Below are 22951 nucleotides of genomic sequence, written 5' to 3'. Positions count from 1 at the left end.
ATGAAGGTGTGAAATTAAATTTCACACCTTTACCTTTATCTTTACTCATTTTCCAATAGTGGTATTCGAACGATAAACGTTGACCCAATCCCTTCTTCACTTTCCACACGAATTGAACAACCATGCAGGGCTAAGATTTTTTTAACAATCGATAATCCAAGCCCATTTCCTTTTACGGAACTGCTTCTAGCTTTATCCACTTTGTAGAAACGTTCAAACAAGTGAGGGACAGCCTCTTTCGGAATACCTTTTCCTGTATCCTTTATGCTGACAATCAGTTCATTGGCTTGTTCCTTCAAGGAGATTTCAATCATCCCGTTTTCATCAGTATAACGGATGGCATTCGTAATGAGATTTAACCAAACTTGTTCAAATAAATCTTGATCCGCAAATACATGATGCGATTCAAGCTCGAGGTGGATGTCAAGATTTTTATTTTTCCACAACGGTTCGGTAGCAAGTACTGTTCTTCGAATTTGTTCATCAAGCTTATACTTTCCAGGATGATACGGATGGTGCTCTGATTCTAACGAAGCTAGTCTTAACAAGTTGTCACTCAGCCTGGATAAACGTTCGGTTTCTTGGTAGATGATATCTAAATATTCTTCTTGGTGATCTTTAGGGATCACGTCATCTTTTAATGCTTTTGTAAAGCCTCGAATAGAAGTAAGAGGTGATTGGATTTCGTGAGAGACGTTACTGACGAAGTCTTCACGCATTTTATCAATTTTCCCTAACTCCGAAGCCATGTAATTAAAGCTCGTAATTAGTTCTCCTACTTCATCTTTATTTTTACTCTTTAATCGCACAGAAAAATTCCCTGTCGCCATTTCTTTTGCTGCATCCGTTAATTTTTTTATTGGGTTTACGAAATATCTTGAAGCAAGTAAAATTAATAAGCTTCCTATAAATAGAACGAGAAACAGTGTAAAAAAGATCACTCGTTTAATCGCAAACAATTCTTCCTCAAAATTAATTCGAACAAACAGAGCGTGTCTTTCATTAGCAATCTCGACAGGTTTACCGATAATCCTCGTCGTAGAGCTCATTTCATTTTGCGGAAGAAAATGAGGTTCCTTCTTAGATGATTGCAAGACCGTTATGACCGTTTCTCGATCGATTATAAACGATGGGTCAGCAAAAGAATGTAATACTCCTTCTTCATTTATAAGCATAAGTTCAAAATTAAATTCGCTCAACGTCTCAAATAATTCAGGGATTTTTTCCACTTGAGCAATTTCAACAAGTTCTGCAACGCCAGTCGTATGTTTAGTAACTTCCTCTTCTATAAACAATTCACGATGAAAAAAAAGTGAATTGATCAAATAAGAAATAAATAAACTAATGATGACCACACTAATAAACGTTACAACAATTCGTGAGTAGAGACTCATTTTTAACAATTAAATCTCCTCCAGGCGATAACCTAATCCTCTAACTGTAGTGATCGTTAAATCAGGAAAGGATCCTATTTGTTCTCTTAGCCGTTTAATATGGACATCGACTGTTCTTTCATCACCATCGTAGTCATACCCCCAAATTTTCTCTATCAACTGAGTACGAGTGAATATTTTACCTGGCGAACGCGCTAATTCAAACAGCAATTCACATTCTTTCCTTTTTAAATAAACGTTTTTATCTGAAGCTTGTACAATAAGTCGCTCTAGATCAATTAACGTAGATCCGACCTTAATGATATTCTCTGAATTTGCATTGTAACGTTTTAAGAGAGCATTGACTCTCAGAATTAGTTCTACTGGATCGAACGGCTTTACTAAGTAATCATCTGTTCCTGCTTTAAATCCTCTGACCTTGTCTTGAGATTCACCTTTTGCGGTGACCATCAAAATCGGGATATTTAGAAATGATCGAATATCTTCTGTTAATTCAATTCCATCTACATGTGGCATCATCACATCAACAATCGCTAACTCCACTTGTTGCTCTGCTAAAACAGCTAACGCTTCTCGACCATCTGATGCTTCAATTACCGAGTAATTGTTATTTTCAAGATATAATCTAATTAACTTACGGATATGCGCATCGTCATCAACAACTAGAATTGTATTCATAGGACATTCCAACTTTCTTTTCATGCTTTTCTTACTGATACCATAACCTAGATCTAGACCTAGATAAGACTTTTGAATACCGTTTTTCGATTCCTCTTGGATTTGAGCTTCTCCGGCTCTTTGATTAACATTTTTTCGATCTTCTCTAGATTTCAGGCTTCAACCGGTTCTTTGATCACCATTTTTTCGATCTTCTCTAGATTTCAGGCTTCAATCTTCGTATATAAACAAAGGATGGACGGATCCACCCTTTGTTTGCTTTATCCCTTTTTAAATTGCTAAGAATTACGAGTTATTACACATCGATTTCATTTTTTTCTTTACGACGAGTAAATATGCCTTTCCACCAATTTGTAAAGTTATCCGTGTAGATGTAGATAACCGGAACAAGGACTAACGTAATGACAGTAGAAAATGTTAACCCAAACACAATAACGGTTGCCATTGGGGCTTGTAACTCCGCACCTTCACCAATTCCAATCGCTAATGGTACCATCGCTAGAACAGTTGTCAGCATTGTCATTAAGATTGGTCGTAACCTCGTTGGTCCAGCTTCCAAAATCGCTTCATCTCTTGTCATTCCGCGATCTCTCAATTTGTTAATATAATCAACTAAAACAATCGCATTATTTACAACAATACCTGCGAGCATAATGACTCCGATAAAAGCAGGGGCACTTAATGGACGCCCTGTAATCAAGAAGCCTGCCATTATACCAATAAATGTTGCTGGAAGGCTGAACATAACGATAAATGGATACAACACTTTTTCAAACTGGAACGCCATAACTGCATAAACTAAGAATATAGCTAAAGTTAGGGCAAGCGCTAAATCAAAAAACGCCTCCATCATCATTTCATAGTCTCCACCAATTTGATAATCATACCCCTCAGGGAAGATGTACTGATTCAATTCAGCTTCAACATCTGCGATGACGCTACCTAAGTCACGTTCCATGATGTCTCCTGTTACAGCGACACCACGTGTTTGATTTTGACGATTAATAACATTCGGTCCATCAGCTTGAACAAAATCAGCAATCGTCGAAAGCAGAACCGTATCTCCGGCTGGAGTAACTAGCGGTAAGTTTTGCAATTGCGTATAATTTTCTCGATATTCTTCAGGCAGTATCACCGTAATGTTTATTTCCTGTCCTTCAGTTCGCATAAGCGACGCAACTTGTCCGCTCACACTACTTCTAACAGTGTCCATCACTTCAGCATACGTAAATCCATATTGCATAGCGACATCACGGTCAACATGAATTTGCATCTCTGGTCTTGTTTCCCCCATTGAATGCGTCACATTAGCTGTACCGGGAATTTCGTTAATTAACTCACTAATATCATCTGCAATCACCTTAAGAGTATCAAAGTCTTCACCTCTTACTTCTACTTCAATCGGGTTGCCTCCCATTCCATCACTTTCAAATGAGAAAACATTTACTTCGATATCAGGAAGTGTCTCGGAAAACTCGGCAAAGTCTTGAATAACTTGGTTTGTAGTAACATCTCGCTCACTTGCTGGGACGAGGCGAATATAGAAATTCCCACTATTGGAGCCTCCACCAGCCCCCATCATTCCTCCGCCCCCGATTGAAGTGTAAACGACTTCAGTGACACCAGTGTCTAATAAAAACTCTTCTAATTCACTTACAACAGCCTGTGTTTCTTGAAGTGACGTTCCAGAAGGCATTTCAAAGCTTGCTGAAATCTCCCCTTGATCAAACGCGGGCATTAGTTCTAGCCCAACGAACTTAACCGTTCCTAGACTGGCTACTAATAAAAACAACGTTCCAAATGTAATGGTTTTTCGATGATTAATTGACCATTTCAAAATACTACGATATTTATTATTAATTCCTTCTAGAAATTCACCAATTTTGACACTTACTTTCCCTAAACCTCTCGGATCTTCTTCTACTTTCATTTCCGGTAATAAAAGACCAGATAACATTGGTACGATCGTTAAAGCTACGGCTAAGGAGGCAATCAATGTGAACCCTACAGTAAGCGCTAATGGTAAGAACAGTTCCGCCGCGATTCCCTGCGTAAATAAAATCGGAACAAAAACGACAAGACTTGTCATCGTTGATGCAATTACAGCAGACGAAACTTCAGAAGCCCCTTTTATCGCAGCTTCTTTCGGACTATAACCTCGCTCTCGGTATTTATATATATTTTCTAAAATAACGATCGAGCTATCTACTAGTAAACCAATCCCTAAGGCAAGTCCACCGAGTGTAATAATATTTACAGTTTCTCCTGCAAAATATAGAAGCGTAAATGCAGAAATAACTGCGATTGGAATTGACAATCCAATAATTAACGTACTTCTAAAACTCCTTAAAAACAGCAATAAGACAAGCACCGCCATGGCGCCACCAAGGATCATATTCATTGTTACACTTTTGATCGAGTCTTTAATAAAAATGGAAGAGTCCATAATCATTGTTAGTGTAACACCTTGGGGTAATTCTCTTTGGAGTCTTTCCATTTCTCGATTTACAGCATCTGCTACATCTACTGTATTGGCATCTCCTTGTTTTGAAATATCAATACTTAATGTAGGTTCACCGTTAACATAAGCAAATGAAGACATATCTTTAAACGTATCTTTTACTTCTGCAACATCTTTTAACTTAATGGTTTCACCTGTACGGAGTGGTAGATTAATATTTTCAATCTCTGAAATCGAACGGAACTCCCCAATCATTCGCAGCGGCATTTCTTGCCCGCCTCGCTTGATTTCTCCTGCCGGTGCACTTATATTCTCTCCACCGATGATTTGTGATAATTGTGAAATGGTTAAACCGTAGTTTTGCATGAGCGTTAAGTCCGGCTCAACAATAATTTCACGTTCTTGCGCCCCTGTTAAATTAACAGTAGCAACACCAATAATACGTTCCATACGCGGAATAATAGTATCTTCAGCAATGTTAGTAAGTCTTGTTAAATCCATGTCTGCTGAAATACCCATTTGTATGATCGGAAATTGATTTGGATCAAATCGCATCGCACTAGGTGTTCCAGCACCATCAGGTAAAGTCGTTCGAACCATATCGATCCGATCCCGCAAGTCTAACATGACGGCATCTAAATCTGTGTTAAAGTCATACATTAAAATGATTAATGACTGATTTTGGGTAGAAATCGACTGCATTGTCGATAGACCTTCTGTTGCACTAAGTGCTCCTTCGAGCGGCCTTGTGACTAAATTTTCAACCTCTTGTGGTGCAGCACCACTATATGAAGTGGAAACAGCAGCAATTGGTAAATCTAAATCCGGCATTAAGTCTACTTTTAAGCCAGATAACGACACCCCGCCAAGCATAATCATAACGAGAGCGACGATGATAACACCAACTGGCCGTTTCACCGATTCTTTAATTAATTTCATTTAGAACCCCCGTTTTGTGATTAAGCGTCATTTTGTTCTGTTTCTTCATTATCTGCCTCTTCAGTATCTTCATCATTTTCTTCTTCATCATCAATATCGTCGTCTTTTATTTCATCTTCAGATTGTTCTTCTTCATCATTTATACTTTCTTCTGATTGAGGTCCAAACGATTGACCAATATCATTACGGATGTTAATTAGCGCTCCTTCATATAGTTGATGAGTTCCTCTAACAACAACGTATTCTCCTTCTGCTAGTCCGCTTTCAACACTATACATCTCAGACGTTTCACTCTTGATCGTAATAACTCGTCTTTCAACTCGCTCTCCATCAGAAGTCACATAAACAATTCTTTCCTCATTTTCAATAGTTACAGCGCTGGCAGGGACTAAAATTTCTTCTACTGCGAACGAAGGTTTAATGAGTACTTCAGCAAGCATTCCGATGCGTAAGTTTTCATCCGGTTCTGTCAATGCAATTTCTACTGGATACGCGCGTGATTGCTCTGCTGGAAGAATGCTAATGTGTCTAATTTGACCTTCATACGTTTGGTTCAATGAACGAATATGAATATCAACAGATTCGCCGACTTGCAAATTTGCTAGAACTGATTCATTTACGTTAAGTTGAACGATTGGTTCGTCCATTTGCACGATTTGTAATAATGGTGATTGGGGTGACACCATTTCTCCTACGGTCACATTAAAGTTACTGATTTCTCCCGCCATCGGTGCTCGCACGACAGCATGTGTTTTTTGCTGTTCAGCCATTTGAACGCCGACCTTAGCTTGCTTTACTGAAGCTTCAGCTGCCGAAATTTGATCCGTACCTCTAGCTTGTTGCAATGCCATCTCAGCTTGCTTTACTGCATTTTCAGCCTGTTTTTTATCGTTTTCAGTTGGCATGTTACTATCTAGTAAACTATCAACAACACCTTGCAGTTCTTCAGGTACATCATCCAGCGAGACATCAGGTTTGCTGGCCGTATTAATCATGTGGAGAACATCTTTTGCTTGTTGAACCTGTAATTCGGCTTGTTTAATGCTTTGTTCTCTCATTGACTTAGCACTCTTTAAATTCGCTTCAGCAGCTTCTAGACCAGCACGGGCTTGCGAGATATTTAAATCCACGTCAGTAGCATCTATTTCAATAATGACATCATTTCGCTTAACCGTATCTCCGTTTTTAACATGAACGGCTTTAACTTCACCAGTTAACATAGGAAGGACAGGTACGACCTTACCAGCCATGACATTTCCATTAAGTTTTAGTTCACTAACTAGTTCCCCTTTTTCGATTTTACTAATTTCAACTGGAAAAGAAACTTCCTCATTTTCTTCCTCTACTGAACTAGTTGTCTCAGAGTTACATCCAGCTAGTCCAAGTCCAACTATCATTGTCGTTGCTAGAAGTCCAACTCCAATACGCTTTCTAAACCTCATCCTCTTGACCTCCATCTATATAATCAAAATAAATAACTTTTATTAACTTTAGCCATTTTAACATTTCTAAATGAACTGAATATGAACTAAACGATTTGTTCAATATTTTTATAACGATATTATAACTAATTTTTAAAATAAATAGTAAAAAAAAGTAAAGAAAAAAGCACGGTAGCAGGTACCTTTACTACAGTAAAAGAGTAAAGGTACCTGCTACCATGTTTATGGGTTGAATATTGAGGGTAACTAGTTATAAACCAGAGGCGCTTGAGCTTATCAAAAGCTTGTCGCTTTAAAAAATGGTAAAAATATGTTAAATTCGGTTGTATAACTTTAAAACGAGAGAAAGATGTTGAGTAATTATGAAAAAAAACCATGTAAATGAGATCTTTTTTCTAAGAAGTATTGCGTGTTTAACGATCGTACTTCTGCATTCAATTGCATGGGGTACGGAGTATATACGGGTTTTATCAAAACTGCCTGATTTCCTTTTAATCATACTAGACTCTTTGAATGTATTCCTATATTACGGAACACCTGCATTCATTTTTATTACAGCCTTTATTCTCGGTTATAGTTACAAAGATAGAACAATTGACTATAAGCCATTTCTGCTAAAAAGAGTTAAATTTATTTTAATACCGTATCTATGTATGGCCGTCCTTTACGCTCTACCATTCTTACTGATTTCATTCGAACAATTTACTTTAAAAGTATTTTTAAATGCTTTGATTGGTGATTTCCATGCTTATTTTGTGCTCATTATTTTCCAATTCTATCTGATGTTTATTCTTTTCAAAAAGTGGTTTGACAAACATTCAGCAATCCTCGTCATAACAAGCTCTTTAATCATCAATATAATCTACTTATCTATCTTTAATTTCAGCAATCCGATAAACTTTTGGTTTAGCGAATATATTTGGGAACGTTACTATTGGATCCCTTTTCCAGGTTGGATTTTTTATTATTCACTCGCGTATTACACAGGAAGACATTATCAAAAAGTAACTAACTATATTAATCAATACAAATATTTAGTGTTTAGCGCTCCCGTGATAACAAGCGTGATACTGCTTTTTTTATACCATTCAGAATTTATTACGATCCACAGTTCAAAACGAATTGACATTCTATTCCATACAATCAGTATCATTGCACTTGTCCTATATTTAGCGATGAAAATGAAACGAATCCCGAGCGCATTTATGCTCATCAGCAAATATTCTTATGGTATCTATTTGCTTCATACACTCTATATGGCAGCACTTATTTTGGTCTTTAGTCTGACCGCTGTTAATTTAGGCATTTTTACAATTGTGGTTTTGTTTTTTGGCAGCATTCTTGCCTCTATTTATACGATCTATTTATTTAATCTCTTTTCGTTTGGGAAATATATAGTTGGTCATGTCGACATCACAAAAACATCGATAAAGACGTCAACGACACCCATTAGCTCCATTTCTAAGTTTATTAAATAAATGATCGTTGTCGGAAAAGTCGTAACGCCCTAAACTCAATGTTAATTTTATTGAAGTACACAAAAAAAGTAACTACAATAAACGATAATTAGATAATAGAAGACGAAAGTAACCTACTAATTAAGGATGAATGAACTATGCTCGGTAAAAAGAAATGGCCAATTATTATCCTTTCTGGGATCTTTTTTACATTCATTTACACTCTAACAAGTTCAAAAAATTCAACACCGACAATTACACACTCGACATGGAAACAGTATGAAACACCTGAACATGCGGGCTGGTCATCAGAACGACTAGAAGAGGCCAAACGTTACTACGATTCTTTAGGTTCAACTGCAGCCATGGTCATTTACGACGGGAAAGTTCTTGTGTCATGGGGAGATACGACGAGAAAAAGCAATATTCATTCTGTCAGAAAAAGTTTCTTAAGTGCCCTTTACGGAATTCACGTCCATGAAGGAAACATTAATATTCAATCAACTTTAAAAGAATTAGACATTATCGACAACGTGCAACTGACCGAGCAAGAACAAACAGCAAAGATCGTTGACTTACTTACATCGCGTTCGGGCGTTTTCCTAACAGCTGGTGAAGAGTCACTATGGATGAGGTGGACTCGTCCAGATCGAGGCTTACATTTGCCGGGCACTCATTTTTATTACAATAATTGGGATTTTAATGTATTAGGAACCATTTTTAAAGAAAAAACAAACACTGATCTATTTACGGAATTCAAAGAGCGAATAGCGATTCCAATCGGTATGGAAGATTATACTACCGACGATACGTCTTACAAGCTAGAAGTTAACCGTTCCATTCACCCTTCTTACCTGTTTCGAATGTCAGCAAGAGATATGGCAAGATTCGGCCAATTGGTTCTTCAAAATGGGGTATGGGAAGGTGAGCAAATTATACCTAAACAATGGATTAAAGAAAGTACAACCGTTCATACTTCAGTTCCAGGTACGGAACAATATGGGTACGGGTATATGTGGTGGATAGCAGACACTGGTGAGTTCAGTGATTTAGGTCTCTATTCAGCGATCGGACGATACGGACAATCGATCGATATCATACCGGAAAAAAATCTAGTTTTTGTTCACCGCGTTAACTCAGATAATATTTTGAACCGTACCATTCATCAAGTTAGTAATAAAAAAAGATTAACGCTACTACAGAAAATCCTCGATGCACAAATAACAGGGTAATACGCCTTAACAAGGGACCCCAATTCGTCATCACTATTATGAAGGACGCTTCCCTTGCTGTTCTTCCTTGTTTTGTCCTTCATCAGCTCTATGAAGGACACTTCCCTTGCCGTTCTTCCTTGTTTTGTCCTTCATCACCTCTATGAAGGGCATTACGTCTTTGTTAAAATAACCAGCCTCCTCGTGTAAGTGCATCTTTTCACAAGACGTCCCTTTTTATATCAATTTACCATTCAACGCTCACAGCCTTTATAAATCTTTTTGATCCACATTTAACTCAATAATATGGCCATCTGGATCAGTACAAAAAATTTGAGCAAAACCGCTTTTACTATAACGATTTTCTTTGAATGAGACGTTATGCTTCTTCAGCCATTCTAATGCTTTGTCATATTCGTTAACTCTCACGGCCAAATGAGCGTCACGCGTACTAATTTCTCGTTTCTGTCTAATCATCTCTGACCCTGGAAACACGATGAGATGAATCTGTTGCTTCCCGACTTGGAACCAAGCTCCATCAAAATCAAAATTCGGCCGATCCAGTTCCTCTAGTCCTAATATCTCTCGATAAAATATTTTAGATCTCTCCAAATTAGTTACTGGTAAACTAACATGATGAAGTTCCTTATATGTAATCAAAACGTAGCCCTCCCTTCTTTCTATGGTTGAAACAATTTTAACGCATTTGGTATTTTTTCAATCACATCCGTAGCTATTATATCCGTATGTGTGTGCTTACCTTCAAGTAACAAATCGGCTGCTTTTCCGTGAACAAACACAGCATTACTAACCGCTGCCTGAACAGACGTGTATTGCATAATAAAGGCGAGGATCATCCCTGTTAAAACATCCCCTGAACCACCTTTAGCTAATCCCGCATTCCCAGTTGGATTGACAAACTGCTCACCACGAGGTGTCGTTACAATGGTGAAAGGGCCTTTCAGCACCAGATAAACGCCATATTCCACTGCAAACTGCTTAGATAACTCAAATCGTTTTTCTTCAACATCTTCAATCGATATTCCGCATAAACGAGCCATCTCGCCTGAGTGCGGAGTTAACACAGTTGGCTCTTTACGCTCTTTTAAAAGAAGCATCAGCTCTGTAACGTGAAATAAAGCATCAGCATCTAACACAACAGGTACCCTCTGCTGTAAAACCTCTCCAACTACTTTTTGGCCTCCTGCTGTTCTTCCCATCCCCGGACCAACGGCAACTGCATCAAATCGACCAAAATCAATAGCTAGTTCACCTTGAAAATGATCCTTCTTCGTAGCACAAGGCAAATACATCGCCTCTAAAAGATGTGTTGCCACAATCGAATGAATGACGTCTGGAACTGCCACAGTGAGTAAACCAGCACCACTTCGAAGCGCAGCCTTTGCAGAAAGCATAACAGCACCTGTCATTTCCCGAGAACCACCGATCAATAATGCCTTACCATTCGTACCTTTATGCACGTGTGGTTGTCTTGTTGGCAAGTGCTTCAACACATGTTTCTCTGTCCATAACTCTTTTCGTTCTGTACACTCATCGACAACAAGCGGCGGGATACCGATATCAACCACACTAACTGCCCCATAATAGGATGCCGCTGGATAAGTAAACGCACCCACTTTTGGATTTTGGATTGTAATCGTTGCATCTGCTTTAATCGCATCAATTACATTCCCCCCGTCTGCTGCGACTCCACTTGGAACATCAACAGAAATGACTTGGGCAGACTGCAAGCCATTGACTTCTTTAATGATCACGTTGTATGGTGCACGCAGATCACCTTTTACACCAATTCCTAATAGACAATCAATAATTACATCGTATGTCGACAACAACTTAAAGAACTTTTCTTCATTTTCGGTGAAGTACTGGACATTATAGCCAGAGCGAAGGTATACATCTAAAGCGTGTTTAGCTGCCCCTTTTATTTTTTCAGGAGGTGGAATGATCCACAAGTCAGCACGATACCCGTAACTTTTTAATATCCTTGCGATCACAAATCCGTCTCCACCATTATTCCCTGCACCCGCGAGAATCATGATGGTTTGACTAGGATTTAGCTTATCAATCATCAGCTTTGCAACAGCTTGTCCTGCACTCTCCATTAAGGTATCTTCACGAATGCCAACCTTCTCAATTGTGTATGTATCCATCTTATACATTTCTGCAGCAGTTACTATTCTCAATACGATCACCTTCTTTTTTTCTTACCTATTATGATAAGTTATTTACCATTCATGACGGTAGTACGTTGACAAGATTTTTTATTTTCTTATTTGAGATATCTCTTTAGATAATTACGCGATTTATTATGTGAATGAAGCATAATTCCTTTTAAAATTGCCATCATATTTAAGGAAGAACTAAACTGTAGGAGTGAAGACATTGACTAACAACAAAAAAAGAATGAACCAGAAAAACGGAAGTCAAAAAGGAAATCCATATAACGATGGAATGACTTCAGATAACATGTTATCAAAAGAAGAGCTGGAAAAAGCAATTTCTCCAACAGGACGTCAAAATTCAGAGCAATAATCCAGTTAAGCATCTCACCCCAATTTATAACGAATTCATCCCCTCCTAAAGATCCACCTTACATTCGTAGAGTGCATCTTCCGAGGGGATTTTCTGTAATTTCATCCCAAAAGATACAACGCTTGTATCACAAAAGTAGCAACGATTAATACACCGACTCCTATATGTTCAGCATCTGGAACAATGTGATTTTTAATTCTCGGTAAAAATTTATATGTCCTCGTAAAATATTTTTCGTAATCGCCCCGCACCCCATTCGGATATCCCGTTAAATAAGGGAGCCACCAAGCAAACAAATGCATGATCAAAATCGTACTTGTTAACACGAAACCAACCCACACACTCCACGTCATATTAAAGTAAAAACAAAACGCAATGATAATGAGAGGCGGATAATTGCCCAATACTTCGAGTTTCCTTAACCGCGTATCCTTTGCCTTGATATCATTGAATGGGAAAAGATCTACAAAATCAATAATCACTTGATACAGCAAAAGCAAAAGTGGAAAAACCATAGTTAAAACATGTAAATTCATCTGTCTAACTCCTTATATAAAAAAGTTGGCATGACCCAACTAAAAAAAGTTAGCTGACTGGTAAGTTATCTTTTAAAAGGAATATGATGAGAAAAGAAGAAACAGTTGTTATGGTATAAAATAATGGACTAGAAAGGAAAGTGTTTATGCAAGCAGGTCATAAAATTAAAATTGTTCAGATCCCTGTTCCAACTCCAACACTGTACCCACACACGACTACAAATTGTTATTTAGTTGGAAACGAGAATAAAAGTTTACTTGTGGATGCAGGTTATGATCGAAAAGAGACGAGAGACAAAATTGAAAAAGCGATTAAGGAAAATAACATTGCCCAACCAAGCGCAGTCGTTCTCACCCACTCCCACCGTGACCACGCACCAGGTGTACGACAATTCCGTGACTGGGCACCTACTGTATACTGTCATAAGCATGAGAAACAAGACATCTTAAAAGCAATCTCACCAATAACTAGTATTTCTTGTTTACAAGATGGCGCCACTCTGCAAATAGCTGATGTTGACTTGACCATCATTCACGGACCTGGTCACACAGCAGGGCATTTAAACGTATTTATACCTTCAGAACAGGTTTTGTTGGCTGGAGACAATATCGTTGCTAATGGGACGACATGGATTGGACCTCCAGAAGGAAACATGAGCGATTATATCCAAACATTAAATCGCCTAAAACAGCTTCCACTTGCTAAAATTGGACCTGGTCACGGACAATGGGTAACAAACCCTTATGAACAGATTGATTTCGTTTTAAATCGTCGACTTCAACGAGAAGATCAAATCAAAATGTTACTGCAGCAATACAAACAGCTAACCGCAGCTCAATTGACCGAAAAGATCTATGAAAACACGATTCACCCTAGTGTTTTTCATGTGGCAACGAAAACAATAGAAGCGCACCTGATCAAACTTCTAACAGAAGACCTTGTCACAAAACGAGGTATTCATTATGCAATCCGGTGATATGACGTTACTTTATCCATTACTTTTCTGTCTTTCTGGCATCATCAATGGATCACCTTTTTGATGATTGACTAGCGTACGAAGTGAAACAATCGTTGGTGAAACCATCGGCAATTCGCCCTTCTCATATAAAGCTAAAGCATCTTCTGGTGCGATCCAAAAAGCCTCGTCAACTTCATGCAAATCGGGACTAGGTGTTTGTCCTTTCGGTAGTTTAGCAAGGAAAAAGCGAGTATCAAACCGAAACGGACTTGCTTTCGGTGTTAACCGGTAGCCAAAGTATTGCAAATGATCAAGGTTCAGATAACAATGTTCTTGCCTTAACAGGTGTAGAAATGAAAGCTTACCTTCTAATAGTTGTTGACGATAGTCGTTTTCTTGTTGTTCTGTAAAATACGCAGGCTGTCCGTCTTTTCGTGTACCAAGAAATATACCAATCTCTTCAAATAGTTCTCTGGCAGCTGCTACATAGTGGGCTACACTAAATGTCTCACTAGGATCATGATTTTTAATATAATCACTTCCTGCTATGTAGTCTTCTGTTTCAACAGTGCCACCTGGAAAAACATAGAAACCACCTAAAAATTTCATCGCTTTCGGACGCTTCGTTAAATACACTCGAGATAACTGATCCATTAAAACTACAGTTGATGCGGGTTTAGGAATGACAGCCATTATTACCTCCTTTTTTCAATTAGCTAATAGATTGTTCATTTAAACAAATACCACTCTTACTATATATCTATTCAATTTTCTCGACTTGTTTCCCTTCCTTATCATAAATCATTCAAACATACAAAAAGCTGGACTGTTTAATGGTTAAGTTTAGCATCTGAAAGGCACTGTTTGACCTGAAATTTCATTCGACAAAACTAAATATTCTTTATAGCAAAATGAAAAAGACGCCTTTATTATGAGCGTCTCAATCTCTACCTAATTAACCTCTCGATCTCACTTTTCTCATAGTTTCCGTTAACACCTGGTTTTGAAATTAAATATTCAACAATTTCTGAGGAACTAAGCTTTACATTCCTTTTAAGACCTTCAATAATCATGCTTAAATACGGTTCAGAAGGCTTGTTAAAAGGAACATCTAAATCCCAATCGGCTGTAAATGTAAAAATGGGATAACCGTCTTCTTCTCCAATATATAGAATGGTTCCGTACCACGAGTCACGTAATGTTTTATACTCGCTTTTCTTTACTTCAGTTAAGTTGATCTGTAAGTCAATTCCGTTATTTTCTTGTTTCACAACATCAAAAAACTGATCTTCTGTAATTAAATATTTTCGACTATAGGTCTTATGATTTTCATCCTTAATAAGGCCGATAAATGCGACACCTTGATTTTGCCAACGGTCGGAATTTTTCGCAAAATACAGTGGATAGTTCATAATATGTGAACGTTGCTTTAGAGGCAAGGATTGGTCTTTACAGCCTACTTCTTCTTTGTCAGATCCTTCAGGTTTACCTCCACGAATGTAACATAAAAACCGGTCATTGCTTAAGTTTGAACCATAACTTGCGTACCATACGTATTTTTCTTTCTCTTGTGTCAATCCAGTCACTCCTTTCGCTCTTAAGTTTCTTTTTCAATAATCACTTCAATATTAGTATGACTTCTTCCTCATCCCATCTACTCAGTACATTTTGAAATAAAGCTTCTAAATAACTCACCCATACTTACGTCCTCACTGACCATTTCCTCCGGATGCCATTGAATACCCACCATGAATGAGGCCCCAACTCCCTCAATTGCTTCAACCACTCCATCAGGAGCACTAGCAACGATTTTGAAATTTGGTGCGAGCTTTTCAATTGCCTGATGGTGCATACTATTGACACGTGTTGATGTACACTTTAGAACATCATACAGCCAACTTTCTTTATTGATCTTAATTTGATGAGTCGGCTCAGGCCTTTCCGCAAGCTGAAAATGCTTAATGGCTTTTGGGTTATTCGATTCGATGTCTTGTAAAAGTGTACCACCAAAAGTTACGTTTAAAATAAAAATTCCTCTGCAAATTGCTAGAATGGGCTTTTGTTTACTTTGTGCTTTTTTCACAAGATCAATCTCAAACTTATCCCGTTTACTGTTTGTTGTTTGTAACCTAGGATGTGGATCTGTATCGTAATAGTAAGGATCAACATCTTCACCACTGCTTAAAATAAATCCATCACACATCGAAACCCATTCTTTTACCATTTTTTCAGGTCCAATTGGGATTACTATCGGTATTCCACCTCCAAGTATAACCGCTTGAACATATTTCTCATGGACATGTACAGAAGGTATATTATTATGCTTTTCTATTGTACTGGTAATTCCAATGACCGGCTGGTTGGGACGTAACACGATATCATCTCCTCAAACAAAAATGCATGGATAATAAAGTTGAGATCCAAGATATTTTAAGCTAAAAATAATTCATTCATACATCGCCGTTTCCTTTGTTTGAGAAGCTTTCAGAAAGAACATTTCAATAACCATTGAAAGTAGTTTAGGGAAAGTACAGCCGAAAACCCTCAATCCATAAACTTAAAATAACAAAACAAAAGCCACAACCAATCAACCCCCAAATAAAAGCACCACACCTCCTATTAGCACCTAAACGGCATTTGTAGGAAGTGTGATGCAATATGAATAGCAGTAAAATTTAACGTGAAGATTTATCGAAGCAAATCAGGGCTTCAAACACTTCATCGGAAATGGTTTCATTTGTTAGAATTCCGCGATCTGGTGAGCGATCGAAGACGAGGCGATTCCATTGTTCAACGGCTAATACCCTGCGGCGGTCGCCACTCACTTTAAGATCATATTGTGCTTCTTCTAGTAAATGTACACCTGCATAAACATCATACATAAAATCAGCTAGTTTTTTTGCTAATGCAGTTTGTGTATATGCATCTTGGCTCAACATATGATTGAGTAACTCCTCCACTCGATCAACTTCTTGCTGAAGAGTTTCCTTGTAATCTGTTAACGCCGTATCGTCTATTCCATTTAAAGTTGTACGTAAATCGTTCGTAAAACAACCAGTTCCTGCTTTTTGCAACGTTTTTAATATTTCCAATGCTTGAATGTTGGCCGTGCCCTCCCATACAGGATTAACGACGGCATCTCGAAGCAGTCGCGGCGTCACATAATCTTCAATGTATCCATTTCCACCATGAAGCTCTAGAGCATCTTTTGTAGCCGAAACACCAAGTTCACTACCACGGTATTTTACTAACGACAGTAAAATTCGTAGTAACGCATAATTTTCATCTGTTTTATTATCAAACGTGTGTACGTCATCAAATAACTTGATCATCTGAGCGGAAATCGCCCAGCCCGCTTCAATTTCTGTTATCATTTTGACTAATGTTTCACGAACCATCGGAAAACGATTAATACGTTGTCCGAACGCTTCACGATGTTCCGTGTAGATCGCAGCTTCTAGAAATGCACGCCTTGCCAGTGCAATACCAGAAATTCCTGTTCCTAAACGAGAAACATTCAGCGCTTCAGCCATGTATTTAAAGCCTTTATCTTCATCTCCAATTAAATAGCCAACAGCGTTATTAAAAATCAGTTCTCCACTCGCAACAGCTCGCACCCCTAACTTATCTTTCAAACGGCGAATGGTTACGTTATTTCGCGTTCCATCAGGAAGTGTGCGCGGGACAAGAAATAGCCCCAATCCTTTAGTCGAAGGTTTATCGTTCACACGAGCTAGAGCAATCGCTACTTCGGCATCACAATTACTCGCGAACCACTTTTCACCTGTTAATAAATAATGGTCGCCATTTTTAACTGCTGCAGTTGTCGCAGCCCCGACATCAGATCCCCCTTGAATTTCCGTTAAAAAAGTCGCGCCTTCTTGATGCGTTTCTGGGTCCCAAGAAGCAAGTGCTGATAAATAGTCAGCCTTCTGTTGATCAGAACCGAATTTTTCAAGGACAAACGCAGCAGATTGTGAAAGTCCAACAGGACATGTGAAGCCAGGCTCTGTTTCACACATTAAGTATATTAAGATTGCATTCACTAAAAATGGAATCTTCTCAGGAGCGCTCTCATCGTAACGATAGGCAACGACACCGGTTCCATATCCATCTTTGACCGTTTGCCTATAACCCTCGTTGTACCAAACTTCATTGATTTCCTCACCTTTTTTATTGTAGCGATTTAATCGTGGAGCACCTTCACGATCCGTATGTACCGCACGTTTATCCATTGGACCTGCAGCTAAAGCACCGGTTTTCTCAAAAGCTTCTTCAACATAATTGAATACAGCGGTTGATAGATACCGTTTCGCATAACGTGTCAAAATCGGATCATCGGTATACCAATTAGCTTCATTCCCGCTTTCCCACTTCCCATAATCCAACTGATTTTGTTCTTCAATCAAGTTTTTCCCCATAGTTTACATCTCCTTTATTTTTACTATGATAAAGCTCTTTACATCTCACATAACGAAATAATCTGATAGATGCCGTATCTTCTTCAAGTCTATTCCGGAAGCGCTTTCATTATATTCTGTAAAACAAGAGAATAGTAAATTAATAGAGTTTAAATTTTAAAAAACAAAACAATCTAGTTCTAGTTGTCGTCAACGTCAACTTAATGAAATTTTAACACTCACCTTTATATTTGTCAAAATATTCTTTATTAGTTGTGTGGTCAATTCGAAAATAAAAGAACTTTCTCTTTTAAGTCAGTATCAACTTCTTAAAAGGAAAGCTCTAATTCACATAAAATGACATTAACCCTTTTGCTCGTTGTCTTTCTCCTCTAGGAATCGTTGCCGGTGCATTTCAATCTCGGCCCTCATCATTTCTAATTCATGTATTTTTTCTGTAATTTCAGCAATTTTCTCATCGGCATATTGTAAAATACGCTGTCTTTCCTTTTCACCCGTCGGATTAGACTCATAAAGATCAATCATTTCTTTAATTTCCTCTAATTTAAATCCTTGACGTTTACCACGTAAAATCAACTTAAGACGCCGACGCTCACTATCCGTAAAATACCGTTGGTGAGTAGGTCCTTCCCTCTCTTCAGACTTCAACAGGCCAACCTGCTCATAATAGCGGATCGTTCTCGAAGTAATGTCAAACATTGATGCAATTTCACTTATGGAGTACTTTTCTTTTCTTTCCATCATTTCTCCTAGCTTTATTCAGGTATGGTTAGAACTATTTTTCCAAACTGACTGCCTTGTTCCATTTGTAAGTGTGCTTCGTTGACCTGTTCCAATGGAAATACTTGATCTACGACTGGTTGGATTTTATTCTTTTTATATAGCGCGAGCATTTCGCCAAACTCTTCTGGTGTTCCCATTGTTGAACCCATAATGTGAAGTTGCTTAAAAAACACGCGTGGCATGACTAAATTATTGACTGGACCTAAAGTTGCCCCAAAAGAAACAATTCTTCCACCAGGCTTAGCAAGATTGATCAAGTCATTGAAAGTGTCTCCACCAATACTGTCGATTGATAGGTCGCCACCACCAGATATCTTCTTTAATTCCTTTACCCAGTTTTCTGAGCGATAGTTTACTCCTCCAGCAGCACCTAACTCGATAGCCTTAGCGATTTTTTCTTCACTACTTGAAGTGACAAATACGTTTGCTCCCTTAGCTGCAGCAATTTGCAGTGCAAAAGTTGCCACTCCACCACCGATTCCAGGAATGATTACCGTGTCTCCTTCTTTAACATTTCCTTTCGTCACAACTGCACGGTACGCTGTAAGTCCTGCTAGTGGAAGGGCAGCTGCTGCTTCCCATGATAAGTAGTCTGGTTTATGAAATACATTCTCAGCTGGTATTTTAATATATTGAGCATATGTGCCATCAATCGGCACCCCTAACACACTAAAAGTTGGGTTGGGGAATGCTGGGTTCTCACCCCAATCCATCGATGGATTAATTACAACTTCATTACCTGCTTCAAATCCTTCAACACCTTCACCTACTTCAGCAATTACACCAGCCCCATCAGACCCTGGTATAGAAGGAACTTGAATGCCTGGGTACATTCCATAACGAATAAATATATCACGACGGTTTAATGCAGCAGTGCGAAGACGAACTAAAATTTCTCCTTTTCCTGGCTTTGGAGTAGGTACTTCCTCATAAAATAATTCTGCTTTTTGTTTCGAACCTGGTTTTATTAAATCTTTTAAAACAATCGCTTTCATTTTTTATCCTCCTTTAAATAATTCTAAAACTATTAAACAATATTTTCTGAAAAACAGAGCCACTTATTAAAATAATTTTTCCTTATGCTTTTCCATCAATGATGCGGATAAACCTTTGAAAAACTGTAGCGATTCTGGATTACTCATTGAATCCGGATTCACGACTTTCTCCATTTCAAACCCTAATAACATTTTCCGAATTGGAACTTCCATTTTCTTTCCATTCAATGTCTTCGGGATTTGTTCTACTGCGTATACGTTATCTGGCATAAAACGGGGCGATACGTGCTTACGTATTTGTTCTCTTATTTTTGTAACCAATTGAGCATCCAAGTGCGTTTTTGGATTTAGAACAACGAATAGTAATAATGACGAGTCACGCCCGAGAACTTCTAAATCAATTACTAGACTTTCCATCACTTCGTCCAACACTTCTACAACGCGGTAAATATCACTCGTACCCGTTCGAACGCCAGATCGGTTTATAGTTGAGTCAGATCGTCCATAAATGATGCAACTTCTCTTATCATCGAATTTAATCCAATCTCCATGTTTCCATACCCCAGGGTAAGTGTCAAAATAACTATTAAAATACCTTTGGTTATCATGGTCGTTCCAGAAAAATAGTGGCATCGATGGCATTGGTTTCGTGATCACCAATTCACCTACTTGGTTCGTTAATGAGTTCCCATCCTCATCATATGCCTCAGCATGAACTCCTAAGGCAGGCCCTTGGATCTCACCGACTCGAACAGGTAAAGTCGGAATGCCACCAACAAATCCGGTACATATATCAGTACCACCACTCGACGAACTTAACCAAATATCATTTTTAACATTTTCGTATACCCATAAATACCCGATATCGGACAAAGGGGCGCCAGTAGAGCAAAGCGATTTTAAGTTTAATAGATTATATTTTTGTTTTGGTTTTACATTTAATTTTTGACAGTTTAATAAGAAGGGAGCACTCGTGCCAAAAAACGTTACGTTTGCATCTTCAGCTAATTCCCATAAAGTATCCATACTTGGGTATGACGGACTTCCATCATAAAGGACGATCGTTGACCCCGCTAGCAACCCGCCGATGAGCAAATTCCACATCACCCACCCTGTTGAAGTAAACCAGAAAACTGCGTCATCTGGAGAAAGGTCTTGATGAATTAACGTTGACTTAAGGTGTTCTACTAAAATACCGCCATGTCCTTGAACGATCGGCTTAGGCATTCCCGTAGTTCCTGAAGAATAGAGAATCCATAAAGGGTGATCGAATGAAACGCTTTCAAAAGTTAGTTCAGCCTTTTCTTTTAATAGCTGCTCCCAAGGGATCACATCTCCTAATTTGTTCTCGATTGCAGCCTGTCCTTTGTATGGAACCAAAATGGTATGTTTAATTGATGGCAACTCTTTTTGCATCTCAGAAACCACTGAGGTTTTATCGAACGTTTTCCCATTATATTGATAACTATCTATAGCAAATAAAACGACAGGCTCAATTTGTTTAAATCGATCGATGACACTTCTAGAACCGAAATCAGGAGAACAACTTGACCAAATCGCTCCGATACTCGCAGCCGCTAGAAAAGCAATCACCGTTTCAGGGACATTTGGCAAGTAGGCAACGACTCGATCCCCCCGCTTTACTCCCATTTGCTTTAATGAATGAGCAACAGAGGCTACTTTTTCACTCAGTTCTTTCCAGCTCAACTCGCGCCTGCGGATATGCTCTGAGCGAAAGTAAATAGCTACTCGATCGGCTTGATACTTAGAAAATATGTTTTCAGCATAATTTAACCTCGCCCCTTCAAACCATCGAGTTTCGGGCATTTTTCGCTCAGCTAACACTTGGTTATATGGTTGAGTTGCTTTTATATCACAAAACTCCCAGATCGACCCCCAAAAATCTTCAAGTTCATCAACAGACCACTTCCATAAATCATTGTAATCCCCAAACTTCAATCCTTTTTTATCTTTCAGCCATTTCATATATTTAAACATGACTGAACTTTCAACCTTTTCTTTTGATGGTTGCCATATGATTTCACCTTCAGAAAAATGTTTCACAACGACCCTCTCCTTTTAATGTAAGCTCTGTTATTGTTGAGTGAAGATTTAATTCAGCAAAAATGTCTACGGTTGGCTCTCTTCTCAAAAATTTTCTGCTATATACTTTTGGACAGTTAGCTAGGTAAAGTGGCTGCTTAACTCTACATTGTTTTTGCAAAAAACGTTCCAAACAACAAAGTTTAGAAACAACCTCTAAAGTTTTCCCGTAAAAAAGTCTAATTTATATTTGCATATTTCATGCCAAGACATTCGGTTGAAAAAAAACACATTATAACAGGGCTTTTAAACACATGAAAAAACTGACATGTATGTTTTTCAAACATTTTATTAACAGTCGTTGTCCAAAATCACTTCAATTTCGTACAGGTGCCCTAATTCAAATTAAATAAAAAGGAGAGTCATGACTACTCTCCTGTGTTGACTACTATTTTATATCCCAAAGATGCTAGTGTTTGTTCATGGTTACTTTGTGAGACTATATAAAATGTTTGATCATCTTTTGTAACAACGACCTCGTCAGGGCTTTTATCAACACTCGCATCTAGTAAGCTGTCGTATCCCATTCCTAAAATGGCTGTTAAATCCATCATTCCACCTCCCCATATGCAATAAACCTTTAGTTGATTGGCTTTCTCCCAGAAAATCCTTCATGCTGACCATGATAGTGGGTAATTCTTGACTCACCTTGTTTCCAACAAAGAAGGACTTCTTCCCCATTAAGTATTGCAGGAAATCAAGTAACCCTAAATCAATTCCCTTTAACTGAACTCCTTTTGACTCAATGTTCCGTAGGTGGAGATTGGCCTCCATTTGTAAAAACTCCAGCTCGCTTTCTAGTGTGAAAATCCCTTGTTCAGGTCGTTGATGATCACGACTAGCTTTCAATTCTTTTAATTGTTTGATTTTCAATTGGAAGGTTGTTTGTATTTGTTGTAAGGTTGTTAATTCCACTTCTAATAATGGTAGTAATTCGTTAGCTTCTTCTATTGTAAAATATTTTTTCTCCATCTCTACCTCCTCTAATTGCTCTTATGGTTCCATATTAATACCTTCGT

General features: G+C 38.2%; 19 protein-coding genes. 4 read left to right on the top strand and 15 right to left on the bottom strand.

Features of this window, described 5'->3' with window-relative positions; genetic code table 11:
- Positions 1-41: 41 nt before the first annotated feature.
- From N7Z68_RS14330 to N7Z68_RS14315, 4 genes are all read right to left on the bottom strand, one after another.
- Complete coding sequence (locus tag N7Z68_RS14330; protein WP_275119179.1) at positions 42-1394, bottom strand: sensor histidine kinase; 1353 nt, start codon at positions 1392-1394, stop codon at positions 42-44.
- A gap of 9 nt (positions 1395-1403) precedes the next feature.
- Positions 1404-2072: a response regulator transcription factor gene (locus N7Z68_RS14325; protein WP_275119168.1), complete on the bottom strand. Its 669-nt coding sequence runs from the start codon at positions 2070-2072 to the stop codon at positions 1404-1406.
- A gap of 295 nt (positions 2073-2367) precedes the next feature.
- Complete coding sequence (locus N7Z68_RS14320; RefSeq protein ID WP_275119167.1) at positions 2368-5472, bottom strand: efflux RND transporter permease subunit; 3105 nt, start codon at positions 5470-5472, stop codon at positions 2368-2370.
- 20 nt (positions 5473-5492) lie between these two features.
- The gene (locus N7Z68_RS14315) at positions 5493-6914 is read right to left on the bottom strand and encodes an efflux RND transporter periplasmic adaptor subunit (RefSeq protein WP_275119166.1); all 1422 of its coding nucleotides are present in this window, start codon (positions 6912-6914) and stop codon (positions 5493-5495) included.
- 362 nt (positions 6915-7276) lie between these two features.
- Between N7Z68_RS14315 and N7Z68_RS14310 the strand changes: the two genes are divergently transcribed.
- Complete coding sequence (locus tag N7Z68_RS14310; protein ID WP_275119165.1) at positions 7277-8392, top strand: acyltransferase family protein; 1116 nt, start codon at positions 7277-7279, stop codon at positions 8390-8392.
- Positions 8393-8529: 137 nt separating this feature from the next.
- Positions 8530-9603 carry a serine hydrolase domain-containing protein gene (locus N7Z68_RS14305; RefSeq protein WP_275119164.1) on the top strand — a complete coding sequence of 358 codons (1074 nt, stop codon included), beginning with the start codon at positions 8530-8532 and terminating at the stop codon, positions 9601-9603.
- Positions 9604-9852: 249 nt separating this feature from the next.
- Here N7Z68_RS14305 and N7Z68_RS14300 read toward each other — a convergent pair whose 3' ends face one another.
- On the bottom strand, positions 9853-10242 hold the full coding sequence (locus N7Z68_RS14300) for a VOC family protein (protein WP_275119163.1): 390 nt from the start codon (positions 10240-10242) through the stop codon (positions 9853-9855).
- Positions 10243-10262: 20 nt separating this feature from the next.
- Entirely contained in the window at positions 10263-11786 is a 1524-nt protein-coding gene (locus N7Z68_RS14295) for an NAD(P)H-hydrate dehydratase (RefSeq protein WP_275119162.1), read from the bottom strand.
- A gap of 199 nt (positions 11787-11985) precedes the next feature.
- Here N7Z68_RS14295 and N7Z68_RS14290 point away from each other — a divergent pair, with 199 nt between their 5' ends.
- Entirely contained in the window at positions 11986-12135 is a 150-nt protein-coding gene (locus N7Z68_RS14290) for a hypothetical protein (RefSeq protein WP_275119180.1), read from the top strand.
- Positions 12136-12236: 101 nt separating this feature from the next.
- Here the strand turns inward: N7Z68_RS14290 and N7Z68_RS14285 are convergent, their stop codons facing one another.
- Entirely contained in the window at positions 12237-12671 is a 435-nt protein-coding gene (locus N7Z68_RS14285) for a hypothetical protein (RefSeq protein ID WP_275119161.1), read from the bottom strand.
- A gap of 146 nt (positions 12672-12817) precedes the next feature.
- Between N7Z68_RS14285 and N7Z68_RS14280 the strand changes: the two genes are divergently transcribed.
- A complete protein-coding gene (locus tag N7Z68_RS14280) occupies positions 12818-13648 on the top strand; it encodes an MBL fold metallo-hydrolase (RefSeq protein ID WP_275119160.1) in 831 nt (276 codons plus the stop codon).
- Positions 13649-13660: 12 nt separating this feature from the next.
- Here the strand turns inward: N7Z68_RS14280 and N7Z68_RS14275 are convergent, their stop codons facing one another.
- The 8 genes from N7Z68_RS14275 to N7Z68_RS14235 form a co-directional block, all read right to left on the bottom strand.
- Positions 13661-14323 carry an NUDIX hydrolase gene (locus tag N7Z68_RS14275; RefSeq protein WP_275119159.1) on the bottom strand — a complete coding sequence of 221 codons (663 nt, stop codon included), beginning with the start codon at positions 14321-14323 and terminating at the stop codon, positions 13661-13663.
- 254 nt (positions 14324-14577) lie between these two features.
- Complete coding sequence (locus tag N7Z68_RS14270; protein ID WP_275119158.1) at positions 14578-15207, bottom strand: hypothetical protein; 630 nt, start codon at positions 15205-15207, stop codon at positions 14578-14580.
- A 77-nt stretch (positions 15208-15284) separates the two neighbouring features.
- Complete coding sequence (locus tag N7Z68_RS14265) at positions 15285-16004, bottom strand: gamma-glutamyl-gamma-aminobutyrate hydrolase family protein (protein WP_275119157.1); 720 nt, start codon at positions 16002-16004, stop codon at positions 15285-15287.
- A gap of 301 nt (positions 16005-16305) precedes the next feature.
- The gene (locus tag N7Z68_RS14260; RefSeq protein ID WP_275119156.1) at positions 16306-18051 is read right to left on the bottom strand and encodes an acyl-CoA dehydrogenase family protein; all 1746 of its coding nucleotides are present in this window, start codon (positions 18049-18051) and stop codon (positions 16306-16308) included.
- Between the two features lie 342 nt (positions 18052-18393).
- A complete protein-coding gene (locus N7Z68_RS14255) occupies positions 18394-18795 on the bottom strand; it encodes a MerR family DNA-binding protein (RefSeq protein WP_275119155.1) in 402 nt (133 codons plus the stop codon).
- Between the two features lie 11 nt (positions 18796-18806).
- Positions 18807-19829: a zinc-binding dehydrogenase gene (locus N7Z68_RS14250; RefSeq protein ID WP_275119154.1), complete on the bottom strand. Its 1023-nt coding sequence runs from the start codon at positions 19827-19829 to the stop codon at positions 18807-18809.
- A 66-nt stretch (positions 19830-19895) separates the two neighbouring features.
- Complete coding sequence (locus N7Z68_RS14245; protein ID WP_275119153.1) at positions 19896-21893, bottom strand: acetoacetate--CoA ligase; 1998 nt, start codon at positions 21891-21893, stop codon at positions 19896-19898.
- A gap of 531 nt (positions 21894-22424) precedes the next feature.
- Positions 22425-22904: a DUF2203 family protein gene (locus N7Z68_RS14235; RefSeq protein ID WP_441296789.1), complete on the bottom strand. Its 480-nt coding sequence runs from the start codon at positions 22902-22904 to the stop codon at positions 22425-22427.
- Between the last annotated feature and the right edge of the window lie 47 nt (positions 22905-22951).

Origin of the sequence: Alkalihalobacterium chitinilyticum (genome assembly GCF_029028005.1) — a bacterium.
Taxonomy (GTDB): domain Bacteria; phylum Bacillota; class Bacilli; order Bacillales; family Bacillaceae_F; genus Alkalihalobacterium; species Alkalihalobacterium chitinilyticum.
This window is presented reverse-complemented; position numbering and strand designations above follow the sequence as displayed.